Source organism: Streptomyces sp. DSM 116793 (assembly GCF_057320905.1).
The window spans coordinates 1,921,645-1,934,706 of record NZ_CM170494.1 but is presented as its reverse complement, the minus strand read 5'-3'; the positions used below and the strand labels follow the sequence as shown (position 1 = coordinate 1,934,706).

At 72.8% G+C, this 13,062-nt stretch carries 11 protein-coding genes; 2 read left to right on the top strand and 9 right to left on the bottom strand.

Annotated features, from left to right (window positions below; translation table 11 throughout):
* Positions 1-2: 2 nt before the first annotated feature.
* Positions 3-158: a hypothetical protein gene (locus ACSMXW_RS08085; RefSeq protein ID WP_485804786.1), complete on the bottom strand. Its 156-nt coding sequence runs from the start codon at positions 156-158 to the stop codon at positions 3-5.
* 199 nt (positions 159-357) lie between these two features.
* Here ACSMXW_RS08085 and ACSMXW_RS08080 point away from each other — a divergent pair, with 199 nt between their 5' ends.
* Positions 358-1,128: an IclR family transcriptional regulator gene (locus ACSMXW_RS08080; protein ID WP_485804785.1), complete on the top strand. Its 771-nt coding sequence runs from the start codon at positions 358-360 to the stop codon at positions 1,126-1,128.
* Between the two features lie 5 nt (positions 1,129-1,133).
* Positions 1,134-2,012, top strand: a complete 879-nt coding sequence (locus ACSMXW_RS08075) for an SMP-30/gluconolactonase/LRE family protein (RefSeq protein WP_485804784.1) — start codon at positions 1,134-1,136, stop codon at positions 2,010-2,012.
* Between the two features lie 220 nt (positions 2,013-2,232).
* On the opposite strand, the gene arfA is transcribed toward ACSMXW_RS08075, so the two are convergent.
* The 8 genes from arfA to ACSMXW_RS08035 form a co-directional block, all read right to left on the bottom strand.
* Positions 2,233-3,807 (bottom strand): arabinosylfuranosidase ArfA, encoded by a 1,575-nt coding sequence (arfA, locus tag ACSMXW_RS08070; RefSeq protein WP_485804783.1) that lies wholly within the window; start codon positions 3,805-3,807, stop codon positions 2,233-2,235.
* Complete coding sequence (locus tag ACSMXW_RS08065; protein ID WP_485804782.1) at positions 3,800-4,990, bottom strand: aldose epimerase family protein; 1,191 nt, start codon at positions 4,988-4,990, stop codon at positions 3,800-3,802. Before ACSMXW_RS08065 ends, arfA begins: the two co-directional genes overlap by 8 nt.
* Positions 4,991-5,228: 238 nt before the next feature.
* On the bottom strand, positions 5,229-6,458 hold the full coding sequence (gene mmsB / locus ACSMXW_RS08060) for a multiple monosaccharide ABC transporter permease (protein WP_485804781.1): 1,230 nt from the start codon (positions 6,456-6,458) through the stop codon (positions 5,229-5,231).
* Complete coding sequence (mmsA, locus tag ACSMXW_RS08055) at positions 6,455-8,089, bottom strand: multiple monosaccharide ABC transporter ATP-binding protein (RefSeq protein WP_485804780.1); 1,635 nt, start codon at positions 8,087-8,089, stop codon at positions 6,455-6,457. The genes mmsB and mmsA overlap by 4 nt, the downstream gene beginning before the upstream one ends.
* Positions 8,086-9,285 (bottom strand): multiple monosaccharide ABC transporter substrate-binding protein, encoded by a 1,200-nt coding sequence (gene chvE / locus ACSMXW_RS08050; protein WP_485804779.1) that lies wholly within the window; start codon positions 9,283-9,285, stop codon positions 8,086-8,088. Before chvE ends, mmsA begins: the two co-directional genes overlap by 4 nt.
* 2 nt (positions 9,286-9,287) lie before the next feature.
* Positions 9,288-10,265, bottom strand: a complete 978-nt coding sequence (locus ACSMXW_RS08045) for a hypothetical protein (protein WP_485804778.1) — start codon at positions 10,263-10,265, stop codon at positions 9,288-9,290.
* Between the two features lie 364 nt (positions 10,266-10,629).
* Positions 10,630-11,844 carry a zinc-dependent alcohol dehydrogenase gene (locus tag ACSMXW_RS08040; protein ID WP_485807891.1) on the bottom strand — a complete coding sequence of 405 codons (1,215 nt, stop codon included), beginning with the start codon at positions 11,842-11,844 and terminating at the stop codon, positions 10,630-10,632.
* Positions 11,845-11,876: 32 nt separating this feature from the next.
* Positions 11,877-13,061, bottom strand: coding sequence for a mandelate racemase/muconate lactonizing enzyme family protein (locus tag ACSMXW_RS08035; protein ID WP_485804777.1), 1,185 nt, complete (start codon positions 13,059-13,061; stop codon positions 11,877-11,879).
* Position 13,062: the final 1 nt, after the last annotated feature.

Here is a 13,062-nt window from a genome sequence, read left to right as displayed (position 1 = left end):
CATCATCCCCCTGTCCCTCCGGGCCCACGGCCACCCGGCCCGGTCTCGCGCAGACGGCCGAGGAGGGAGCTGACGATGATGACGAGGACTAGGGCGCTCGTCGCGCCGGCCGCCGGCCGCAGCGCGAGCCACCCGGCGGTGCCGTGTGTGCCGGGCATGGCGGCCAGGCTGCCGGCCGGCACGATCAGGGGTCGGGTGCCTGCCCACGGTGCCCGGGCATTGCCCGGCGGCCGTGTGCGGCCTACGCTGGCGGGCGATTGTTCGTGATTACGATCGCCCGTTGAAATCTCGAACGTTGGTCCGGCGACCTCGCACCGCCGGATCCGTCGAACCGGGCAGGGAGGGGGCCGGCGGCCGATGGGACGCCTCGTACCCGCAGTCACCCGGGCTCTGGACATCCTGGAGCTCTTCCTCGACGGCGACGGCACCCTGTCCGCGCCGGAGATCGTCCGTAAGCTCCAGTTGCCCCGCACCACCGTGCACGAGCTGGTCACCACGCTCGTCGCACGCTCCTATCTCACGCCGCTCCCGGACACCCCGGGCCGCTACCGCCTCGGCGTCCGCCCCTACCAGCTCGGCAGCAGGTACGCCGAGCAGCTCGACCTGGCGGCCGAGGGGCAGCAGGTGGCCAGGACCGTCGCGGAGACCTGCGACGAGACCGTGCACGTCGCCATCCTGGAGGACACCGACGTGATCTACATAGCCAAGGTCGACTCGACGCACGCGGTGCGGATGGTCTCCGCCGCCGGCCGCCGGCTCCCCGCCCACTGCACCTCCGTCGGCAAGATGCTGCTGGCCTCCCTCCCGGAGCCCGAGCTCACCGCGCGCATCCCCGACGGCACCCGCCTCACCGCGATGACCCCGAACAGCATCACGGACCCGGCCGCCCTGCGTGCCGAGCTGGCCGGGATCCGCGCCCGGGGCACCGCCGTCGAGAGCCGGGAGTCCAACCCGGACGTGAGCTGTGTGGCCGCCCCGGTCCGCGACCGCTCGGGCCGGGTCGTGGCGGCCCTGTCGATCTCCGTCCCGATGAGCCGCTGGAGCGACGAGCGCCGCGCGGAGCTGGCGGGTCTCGCCGCCAAGGGCGCCGCGGACCTCTCCGAGCGCCTCGGGCACCGGGGGGTGTGACGGTCATGGGCAGCACCTTCGACGTCGCCGTGCGCACCGAGGCCGTGCTGGGCGAGGGCCCGACCTGGGACCCGGCCGCCCGCAGGCTGATCTGGGTGGACATCCTCGGCGCCCGGATCCACGGCTGGGACCCCGCGTCGGGCCACCGCACCGTCCTGGCCACCGAGCAGCACGTGGGCGCCGCCAAGCCCCGCGCGGGCGGCGGCCTGGTCGTCAACCTCCGCGACGGCGTCGGCGTCTACGACCCCGTGGGCCCCGGCGCCGAGGGCCCGCCGGGCGCCTTCCGCTGGCTGCACCACGCCCCGGTGCCGGGGCTCCGCGGCAACGACGCGGCCGTCGCACCGGACGGCGCCCTGTGGGCCGGCACCATGGACTACGACGAGGCGCCCGGCCGCGGCGGCCTCACCCGGATCGCCCCGGACGGCACGGCCACTCCCGTCCTGGACGAGGTCACCGTCAGCAACGGCACCGGCTGGAGCCCCGACGGGCGGCTGATGTACTACGTGGACACGCCCACCCGGCGCATCGACGTCTTCGATGTCGAGGGCGGCGGCGAACGGGTCCGCGGGCGGCGGGAGTTCGCCGCCGTGGAGAAGGGCGCGGGCTTCCCGGACGGCCTCACCGTGGACGCCGACGGCTGTGTGTGGGTGGCGCTGTGGGACGGCGCCGCGGTGCGCCGCTACACGCCCTCGGGGACGCTGGACCGGGTCGTGGAGCTGCCGGTGCGGCGGCCCACCGCGGCCGCGTTCGGCGGGGCCGGCCTCACCGACCTCTACATCACCACCGCCCGCACCGGGCTCGACGCCCCGCACCCGCTCTCCGGATCGCTGCTGGTGGTCCCGGATGCGGGTGCCGGCCTGGCGCAACCGCCCTTCGGCGGCTGACCGGGACCGTCCGGCTGGCCGGGACCGTCCGGCTGACCGGAGCCGCCCGCCTGACCGGGACCGTCCCGGACGGGCGGCCCCGCACCCGCCCGCAACGGACGGGCGGCCCGTACGCACGGAGACGGCCCGCACCCACCCCCTGGTGCGGGCCGCCGGCCGTGGTGGCCCGGCGTGCCGGGCCCGGTGCCGCGTCCGTGCAGGTGCCGTGCCGTACCGTGCGTCAGGCCAGCCGGATCATGTTCCAGGACAGCGGTTCAAGCACCGTACGCAGCGAACCGTCCGTGAGCACGGTCCGGTTCACCGGATGGGGTGTCACCCGATCGGGTTCATCTAGGGTGTTGCGGGCATCCGGGTCCGGGTCCGCGAGGGCGCTGTGCTCGACGACCTCGCTGAGCCCGAGGCCGTGCAGGGTGATGTCGAGCGGCAGCTCCCGGTGCTGGTCGCGGTTGACGGCGAAGACGGTGACGGCACCCGTGCCGGGGTCCCGTACCGCCGTCGCGTGCAGCAGCGGCACCTCGCCGTACTTCGCTGTCCGGTGCGCCGGCGCCGTCACCCGGACGTCGAGCACCTGGCCGCGCCCGTACCGGGAGGCCTGTGCGAACGGGTGGAACGTGGTCTGCCGCCAGGCCGGGCCGCCGGGCTCCGTCAGGATCGGCGCGATCACGTTGACGAGCTGCGCGAGGCACGCGACCCGCACCCGGTCGGCGTGCCGCAGCAGCGCGATCAGCAGCGAGCCGAAGACGACCGCGTCGGTGACGGAGTAGTTGTCCTCCAGCAGCCGCGGTGCCTCCGGCCAGTCGTCCGAGGGCTCCGCGGTGGCCGCGTGGTGCCGGCTCATGTACCAGACGTTCCACTCGTCGAAGGAGAGGTCGATCCTCCGGTCCGACTTCAGCCTGGCGCCCACGTGGTCGCAGGTGGCGACGACGCTCTCGATGAACGACTCCATGTCCGCCGCCGACGCCAGGAACGAGTCGCGGTCGCCGTCCACCTCCTCGTAGTAGGCGTGCAGGGAGACGTAGTCGACCAGCTCGTAGGCCTCCTCGAGGACGGTGGCCTCCCAGGCCGCGAACGTCGGCATCGACCGGTTGGAGCTGCCGCACGCGACGAGCCGCACGCCGGGGTCCATCTGGCGCATGGCGCGCGCCGTCTCGGCGGCCAGCCTGCCGTACTCCCGCGCGGTCTTGGCGCCGGTCTGCCAGGGCCCGTCCATCTCGTTGCCCAGGCACCACAGCCGGACCCCGTACGGGTCCTCGTCGCCGTGCGCCCTGCGCAGGTCCGACAGCTCGGTGCCGCCGGGGTGGTTGGCGTACTCCTGGAGCCGGAGGGCGTCCGCGATGCCGCGAGTGCCGAGGTTGACGGCGAGCATGGGCTCCGCCTGCGGGCCGAGGCGCCGGACGAAGGCGATGAACTCGCTCAGCCCGAACCGGTTGGTCTCGGTGGAGTGCCAGGCCAGGTCGAGACGGCGCGGCCGCTCCCCGGCGGGGCCGACCGAGTCCTCCCAGCGGTAGCCGGAGACGAAGTTGCCCCCCGGATAGCGCACGGTGGTCACGCCCAGCTCCCGGATCAGCTCCAGGACGTCCGTGCGCAGGCCCGCCTCGTCGGCCGCCGGGTGGCCCGGCTCGAAGACGCCCGAGTACACGCAGCGTCCCAGGTGCTCCACGAACGAGCCGAAGAGGCGGGGGTCGACCTCGCCGACCGTGAAGGCCGGATGGAGGGTGAAGCGGGCGCCCGGCGCCGCGCCCGGTGCGGCGTCGGTCGCAGAGCCGGGCGCGGCCGTGGTGTCGGTGTCAGGCATCGAAGAGGTACTCCGTGGTGGATCGGTAGGTCTCGCCGGGCCGCAGCACCGTGGAGGGGAACGACGGCTGGTTCGGCGAGTCGGGGAAGTGCTGTGTCTCCAGGGCGAGCCCGTCGCCCTGCCGGTACCGGCGGCCCGACGTGCCGAGCAGCGAGCCGTCGTTGTCTATGGAGTTGCCCGAGTAGAACTGCACCCCCGGCTCCGTGGTGGCGATCCGCACCGTCCGCCCCGAGCCCGGGTCGCGCAGCCGGGCGACGAGCCGGGGCTCGGCGGTGATGCCCTTGTCGAAGACCCAGTTGTGGTCGTAGCCGCGCGCCTTGCCGAGCTGGTCGTGGCCGTCGCGGATGTCGCGGCCCACCGGCTTGCCGGACCTGAAGTCGAACGGGGTGCCCCTGACCGCCGCGAGCTCCCCGGTGGGGATGAGGGTGGCGTCGACGGGGGTGTAGCGGGAGGCGTCCAGGGTCAGCTCGTGGCCGTAGATGTCCCCGCTGCCCTCGCCGGCGAGGTTGAAGTAGGTGTGGTTGGTGAGGTTGACGACGGTCGGCTTGTCGGTGGTCGCCTCGTAGTCGATGCGCCAGCTCGCGTCCGCGCCGAGGGTGTAGGTGACGCGCACGGTGAGGGTGCCGGGGTAGCCCATCTCGCCGTCCGCGCTGACGTAGCCGAGCACAAGGCCGACGCCGCGCTTGTCCGCGAACGGGGTGATGTCCCAGACCCGCTTGTCGAAGCCCTTGGTGCCGCCGTGCAGGCTGTTCTCGCCGTCGTTCTGCGGCAGCTGGTACTCGGTGCCGTCCAGGGTGAAGCGGCCCTGTGCGATGCGGTTGCCGTAGCGGCCGATGAGGGCGCCGAAGTAGGTGGTGGACGCGAGGTAGCCGTCCAGCGTGTCGAAGCCCAGCGAGACGTTGGCGTAGCGGCCTCTGCGGTCGGGCAGTTCCAGGGACTGGACGGTGCCGCCGTAGCTGAGCACCTTCATGCGGATCCCGCCGTTCTCCAGGGTCCAGCGGTCCACGGCGGTGCCGTCGGGGAGGGTGCCGAAGGGTTCCTTCGTGGGCGTTCGGCCCACACCCTCCGGCCTGCCGGCCGGGGCGGCGGCGGCCTGGGCGGTACCGCCCGCCACGGCCGTCGCGGCGACGGCTCCCGCGGCGCCTGCGGCGCCGGCCAGCACGGTGCGCCTGCTCGTGATCATGTTCAGCTCCTGCTTTCGTCGATGACCCGTTCATGCATGATCGAGACTGCCCCTTCGGGCCGGTGACGACCTGCCGGTCTCGTCGGGGCCGATCGCGCAGGTCCCCGCGCCCTGATCGGGGCGCGGCTCCGCCGTGAAGGGGCGCGGGGACCTGCGCGGCAAGCCACCACGAAACGGGCAGGTGGTCACCGGCGCGAAGGGGGCCGGACCGGGGCGGCCGGAGGCCGCGAAGGGAGCCCTAACGGCCTGCTCGGCGTTTGTTCCAGACGTCGAAGCCGACCGCGGTCAGCAGTACCAGACCCTTGATGACCTGCTGATAGTCCGTGCCGACGCCCACCAGCGACATGCCGTTGTTGAGGACGCCCAGGACCAGGCCGCCGATCACCGCGCCCAGGACCGAGCCGACGCCGCCGCTCATCGACGCGCCGCCGATGAACGCCGCCGCGATCGCCTCCAGCTCGAAGTTCAGGCCCGCGTTCGGCGTCGCCGCGTTCAGCCGGGCCGCGTACACACAGCCCGCGAGCGCCGCGAGCACGCCCATGGTGACGAAGACCAGGAACGTGACCCGCTTGTCCTTCACGCCGGAGAGCGTCGCGGCGGCCTTGTTGCCGCCGAGCGCGTAGACATGGCGGCCGACCACCGCGTTGCGCATCACATAGCCGAGGCCGATGAGCAGCGCACACATGATCAGCAGCACGACGGGGACCCCGTGGAAGCTCGCCAGCGTCAGCGTGAACGCCACCACCGCGGCCGTGATCGCGCCGCACTTCAGCGCCCACAGCCCGGCCGGCACCACCTCCAGCTCGTACCTGAGCTGCCGCCGCCGGTCCCGCCACTGCTGCACCAGCAGCCAGACCACCACGACCAGGCCGATCACCAGCGTCGGGTTGTGGTACTGCGTGTACGGGCCCATCTCCGGGATGAAGCCCTGCGCGATGTCCTGGAAACCGCCCGGGAACGGCGCGATCGACTGCCCCTGGAGGATGATCTGCGTCAGGCCGCGGAACAGCAGCATCCCGGCCAGCGTCACGATGAACGACGGGATGCCCAGGAAGGCGATGAAGTAGCCCTGCCAGGCTCCCGCCACCGCGCCGATCAGCAGCGACAGCACCAGCGCCAGGCCCCAGGGCATATCGTTCTTGATCATCAGTACGGCCGAGAACGCGCCCACGAACGCCACCAGCGACCCCACGGACAGGTCGATGTGGCCCGCGATGATCACGATCATCATGCCCATGGCAAGAATCAGGATGTAGCTGTTCTGCTGGACCAGGTTGGAGACGTTGTTCGGCAGCAGCAGCGTGCCGTCCGTCCAGATCTCGAAGAGCACGATGATGAACGCCAGCGCGATCAGCATCCCGTACTGGCGCATGTTGGTGCGCAGGCTGTGCAGCAGGGCGGTCCCCGTGGACGGGATGACCGCCTGCGGGACGGGCGGGTCGCTGGGCGGTGTGGTCGTGGTGCTCATGAGCTGCCTCGGCTTCCATCCATGGTCATCTGACGCATCAGCACTTCCTGGGTGGCCTCCGCACGGCTGACCTCGCCGGTCAGCCGGCCCGCGGCCATGGTGTAGATCCGGTCGCACATGCCCAGCAGCTCCGGCAGCTCCGAGGAGATGAAGAGCACCGCCTTGCCCTGCGCCGCCAGCCGGTCCACGACCGTGTAGATCTCGTACTTGGCGCCGACGTCGATCCCACGCGTCGGCTCGTCGAGGATCAGCACCTCGGGCCCGGCGTGGATCCACTTGCTCAGCACGACCTTCTGCTGGTTGCCGCCGGAGAGCCTGCCCACCTCCTCGAAGACGGTGGGCGTCTTGATGTTCATCGACGTCCGGTACCGCTCCGCGACCCGCCGCTCCTCGTGCTCGTTGACGATGCCGTGCCGCGCGAGCCCCGGCAGCGACGCCAGCGACACGTTGCGGTTCACCGTGTCGATGAGGTTCAGGCCGTAGCGCTTGCGGTCCTCGGTGACGTACGCGATGCCGGCCGCCACCGCCGCGGGCACCGTGCGGGTGTCCACCGGCCGCCCGTCCACCTCCACCGAGCCGGTCACGTACTGCCCGTAGGACCGGCCGAACACCGACATCGCCAGCTCGGTGCGGCCCGCGCCCATCAGCCCGGCCACGCCGACGATCTCCCCGCGCCGCACCGTCAGCGACACGTCGTCGACGACCGTGCGCTGGTGGTCCACCGGGTGCCGGACCGTCCAGCCCGTCACCCGCAGCGCCACGGTGCCGGCGTCCTCGCCCGTGTAGGGGGTGCGGTCCGGGAAGCGGTGGTCCAGGTCGCGGCCGACCATGCCCCGGATGATCCGGTCCTCCGAGACCTCCGGCTCCGCGTCCGGGGTGGTGCGCACCGGCAGCGTCTCGATGGTGCGGCCGTCGCGCAGGATGGTCACCGTGTCCGCGACCCGGCGGATCTCGTTCAGCTTGTGCGAGATGAGGATGCAGGCGATGCCCTGCTCGCGCAGCTCCAGGATGAGCCCGAGCAGTGCCCGGCTGTCCTCGTCGTTGAGCGCCGCCGTCGGCTCGTCCAGGATCAGCAGCCGTACCTTCTTCGACAGCGCCTTGGCGATCTCCACCAGCTGCTGCTTGCCGACGCCGAGGTCCGCCACCGGGGTGGCCGGCTTCTCGTGCAGCCCGACCCGGGCCAGCAGGCGTGCCGCGCTGCGGTGCGTCTCGTTCCAGTCGATGACGCCGCGGCGGGTCTGCTCGTTGCCGAGGAAGATGTTCTCCGCGATCGACAGGTACGGCACCAGCGCCAGCTCCTGGTGGATGATCACGATGCCGCGCTGCTCGCTGGCCCGGATGTCCCTGAACGCCACCGGCTCGCCGTCGAAGAGGATCTCGCCGTCATAGGTGCCGTGCGGGTGCACCCCGCTGAGCACCTTCATCAGCGTCGACTTGCCGGCGCCGTTCTCGCCGCAGATCGCGTGGATCTCGCCGGGCCGCACGGTCAGCCGGACGTCCTTGAGGGCCGTCACACCCGGGAACGTCTTGGTGATGCCGCGCATCTCCAGCAGCGGCCGCTCGCCGGGGCCCGTCCCGGAGGAGCCCGCCGCGGCGCCGTTCGGGCCGGCGCCCGCCCGGGGCCCGCTCATGACAGCTGCTTCTTCGTGTAGTAGCCCTCGTCGACCAGGAGCTGCGTGTTCGACTTGTCGATGGAGACCGGGTCGAGCAGGTACGCGGGCACGGTCCGCTTGCCGTTGTTGTAGTCGGTGGTGTTGTTGACCTTCGGCTTCTTGCCGTTGAGGACCGCGTTGCCCATCTGCACGGCCTGCGCGGCGAGCTTGCGGGTGTCCTTGAAGACGGTCTGCGTCTGCTCGCCGCGGATGATCGACTTCACGGAGGCCAGCTCCGCGTCCTGCCCGGTCACCACCGGCAGCGGGTGGTCCTTCGTGCCGTACCCCGCGCTCTTCAGCGCCGAGAGCACCCCGATCGAGATCCCGTCGTACGGGGAGAGCACCGCGTCCACGTCCTCGGTGCCGTAGTTCTTCGTCAGCAGGTCGTCCATGCGCTTCTGCGCGGTGCCGCCGTCCCAGCGGAGCGTGAAGGCCTGGCTCATCCGGGTCTGGTGGCTGCGCACCACGAGCTGGCCGGAGTCGAAGTACGGCTTCAGCACCTTCATGGCGCCGTTCCAGAAGTACTTGGTGTTGTTGTCGTCGGACGAGCCCGCGAACAGCTCGATGTTGTACGACCTCCCGCCCTTCTCGGGCTCCTTCAACCCGAGCTTGTCCAGGATGTACTGGCCCTGGAGCCGGCCGACCCGCTCGTTGTCGAACGACGCGTAGTAGTCCACGTACGGCGTGCCGAGGATCAGCCGGTCGTAGGAGATGACGCGGATGCCCTGGTCGTGCGCGCGTTTGAGCACGTCGGTGAGCGCGCGCCCGTCGATGGCGGCGATCACCAGCAGCCGGTCGCCCTTGGTGATCATGTTCTCGATCTGGGAGACCTGGTTCTCCACCTGGTCGTCGCCGTACTGGAGGTCGGTCTTGTAGCCGGCCTTCTGGAACTGCTTCGCCATGTTCTGTCCGTCGGCTATCCACCGCTCGGAGGACTTGGTGGGCATGGCGATGCCGATGGTGCTGCCCTTGGCGCTGTCCGGGTGGTAGCGGCTGCCGCCCTTGGCCTCCTGGCCGCAGGCGGTGACCGAGGCCGCGAGCAGTACCCCGAGCGCGGCGACCGCGGCGGGCCGCAGGACGCCGCGGCGCGGCCTGGGGACGTGTGACGTGCGCTGCGGCCTCGGTTCGAACACCGCGGGGCGCGGCCGCGGGGTGCGGGACGTGCGGGTGCGCATGGTCAGTTCCCTTCGGGTGGCTGGGGGAAGCGCTGGAGTTCGCCCGGCAGCCGGGCGCCGAGCGGCGACATCCCGCCGTCGGCACCGTGCCGGGCCAGCAGATCGAGGACGAGACGACCGCGGCGCACCCGCTCACGCGCGGTGTCCAGCGTGACGTCCCGCAGGTGGGCCCCGTACGGATAGATCCCGGGGGCCTTGGAGAGGCCGAACTTCAGGTAGACGGGCGCCCCGCGCCGGATCAGCTCCGCCGCGTCGTACATCCGGACGTAGCCGCCGAGGTCGTCCGGCGCCTCCACATAGAGGTCCATGGGGGCGCGGGCGGCCCGCCGGATCTCCGTGAAGTGCTGGAGGGAGAGGTCCGAGGGGATGTTCACGGAGTCGGCGCCGAGGCCTTCCCAGACCGCGAACGCCGCCGGGTTCACCGGACCGACCAGCGCGGACACCTTGAACGTGGTGTCCGCGGGCAGCGCGCCCGTCTCCCGCATCCGGTGCAGCGTCCACAGCACGCCCTCGTCGGCGACCAGCACGCACTTGACGCCGAGTGAGGTGGCGCGCAGCGCGTCCTCCACACAGCCGGCCAGCGCGTCGTGGCCGCGGGCCCTGAGGCCCCCGCCGCGGGAGTCGGTGCGGGTGGAGGCGCCGGTGTCCCAGGTGCCGCGCGGCCCGGTGAACAGGCACAGCTCGACGTTCCGTTCGGCGCAGGCGGCCACCATCTCGGAGATCTCGGCGTCGGTGAGCATCCACACGCCGCTGCCCTGGCTGATGCGGTGCACCGGCACGTCGAGCCGTTCCGCCTCCTTCAGCACCGTGGCCAGTGCCTCCGGGCCCTCCACGGAGGGGATCTCGGTGCGCCAGGTGCCGCCGTCGGGGAAGGCGCGCGGGGAGGCGTCGGCGTCCTGCAGCGGGGGCCCGGCGAGTCCGAGCGCGTCGAGCGCCGCCTCTCCCGGGCGTCGGGGTGCCGCGTGGGGCTTGTCGTTCACGGGCTGTCCTTCATGTTCGTGGGGATGGTTCGGGTGGACGGTGGGGGTCCGGTGGGGCGGGCTGGTTGAGGCTCGGGGGCCGGTCGGCGAGGCTCTGGGCGGGTTGGCGGGTGCTGAGGGCTGATCGGCGGGGTCCTGGCAGCGGGCCGGCGGGGCCTGGTGGGGGAGGGGCCCCAGGCCCGGTGAGGGGGCGGGCCCGGGAGCTTGTTCGGCGGGACGGGAGGGGGACGGCGTCTCGGTGGGCGTGTCCCCGGTGGGGCGGGGACGGCGTCGGCGGGTCGGGGCGTCCCGGTGGGGCGGCGGCGGGACCGGACGGCGGCCGGGCGGCGGAGCCCGGGCCCCGGGGGCCGGAAGCCCGGCCCCGTCAGGGCCTGAGCAGTACCTTCCCCGTCTCCGGGGCCGCCGCCTCGACCAGGTCGATCGCGCGGCCGAAGTCGCTCAGCGGCAGCTCGTGGCTGATCAGCGGCGCGGGCGTGAGGAGCCCGGCGGCGAAGGCGCGCACGGCGTGCGCCCAGGCCGCCGGCGGCGCCCCGAACACCGTCAGCACCGTGATCTGCCGCACCACCAGGTCCGTGGGGTCGAGCCCCGCGGCACCGGGGCCGGGGATCCCGGTGAGCACGAGGCGCCCGCCGCGGCGCAGCAGCCCGGCCGCCTCCCGGGCGGCGGCCGCCGACCCCGCGGTCTCCACGACGACGTCGAAGCCGCCCGGCGCGTCGGTGCCGCCGGAGGGGCCCGGTGTGCCGGAGCCGGAGGGGCCCGGTGTGCCGGAGCCGGAGGGGCCCGGTGTGCCGGAGCCGCCGAGGCCGCCCGCCGCGTCCGCGCCGTGGAAGCCGCCCGCCGCGTCCGCGCCGTGCGAGCCGCGCGGCGTGTCCGGCCCGCCGGAGCCCGGTGCGTCCGCGCCGCCCCGGACATGGAAGTCGCTCGCGCCGAGCCGGAGCGCCAGGGCCTTCCGGTGGTCGTGGACACCGACCGCGAGCAACCGCGCGGGGGAGGAGGCCGCGAGGAACTGCACCGCCAGCATCCCGAGCGTGCCGGTGCCCACCACCGCCGCCCGCTCGCCCGGCCGGACGTCCGCCTTGAGCGCGGCGGCGGCGACACACGCGGCGGGCTCCAGCAGGGCCGCCGCGGAGAGGTCGGCGTCGTCGGGCAGCGGGTGCAGGAGCCGGGCGGGCAGGGTGAGCGTGCTCGCCATGGCGCCCGGCAGGGTGAAGCCGGTCTCCTCGTACCCGGCGGTGCACAGCGTCGTCTCGCCGGTGCGGCACCGCGCGCACACCTGGCAGTTGCGGAACCCCTCGCCCACGGTCTTCCGCCCCACCAGCCCCCCGGGTACGCCCGCGCCGACCGCCTCGACGGTCCCGGACCACTCGTGCCCCGGCACCAGCGGATAGCGCACGTACCCCGCGGGCCGCCGGCCCTGTACGACCTCGCGGTCGCTGCCGCAGATCCCGCACGCGTGCACCCGCACCAGCGCCTCGCCCGGCCCGGGCGGCACCGGCTCGTGCCTCACGAGGCGGTGGGTGCCCGGCGCCTCCACCAGCACCGCCTCGCCGCCGCTCCCGGGCGCCCTGGCCGTGGTCACCGAGGAGTCCGTGCGCACCGTGGAGTCCGTGCTCACCGCGCGCCCTCGGCACCGCGCCCGGTGCCCTTGGGGTTCCGTTTCTCCCAGCCCTCCGCCCACAGGTCGAACCGTGCCTGCTGCTGGGGGAACTCGGCCGCCGCGTCGGTGTCCAGCTCCACGCCGAGCCCGGGCGCCGTGGGCAGCGTGAAGCAGCCGGTCTCGGGGTCGACGGCCGGCGCGCCCTTCACCACCTTCTTGATCTCCGCGTCCGCGAAGTCGTTGAAGTGCTCCAGGATCTTGAAGTTGGGGGTGCAGCCGGCGACGTGCAGCGAGGCGGCGGTGAGCACCGGGCCGCCGACGTTGTGCGGGGCGACCATCATGTAGTGGGTCTCCGCGGTGGCCGCCAGCTTCCTGGTCTCCAGGATGCCGCCGATGTGGCCGACGTCGGGCTGGATGATGTCCGCGGCCTGCGCCTCGAACAGCTCGCGGAACTCGATGCGGTCGTGGATCCGCTCCCCGGTCGCGACCGGCAGGTCCACCTTCTGCGCCACCTTCGCGAGGGCCTTGAGGTTCTCCGGCGGCACCGGCTCCTCCAGCCAGGCCGGGCGGAACGGCGCCATCTCATGGGCCAGCCGGACCGCGGTGGCGGGCGAGAACCGGCCGTGCATCTCCAGCATCAGCTCGGCCTCCGGCCCGATCGCGTCCCGGACCGCCTCGATCAGGGAGACCGCGTACCGGGTCTGAGCGTGGTCCAGCTCGAAGTGGCCGGTGCCGAACGGGTCGATCTTCAGCGCCCGGTAGCCGCGCTCTACCACGGCGCGCGCCGCCTTGTGGTACGCCTCCGGGGTGCGCTCCGTGGTGTACCAGCCGTTCGCGTACGCCTTCACCCGGTCGGTGACCCTGCCGCCGAGGAGTTGCCAGACCGGCACCCCGAGCGCCTTGCCCTTGATGTCCCAGCAGGCCATCTCGACGACCGCGATGCCGGACATCACGATCTCGCCGGCCCGCCCGAAGTCGCCGTACTTCATCCGGCGCACCAGGTCCTCCACCGCGAACGGGTCGGAGCCCGCGATGTGGTTCACCTCCGCCTCGCGCAGATAACCGAGCAGCGCATCGGTGTGGCCCAGCATCCGGGTCTCGCCCACCCCGGTCAGGCCCTCGTCGGTGTGCACCTGTACGTAGGTGAGGTTCCGCCAGGGCGTTCCCACCACATGTGTGCTGATTCCCGTGATGCGCACG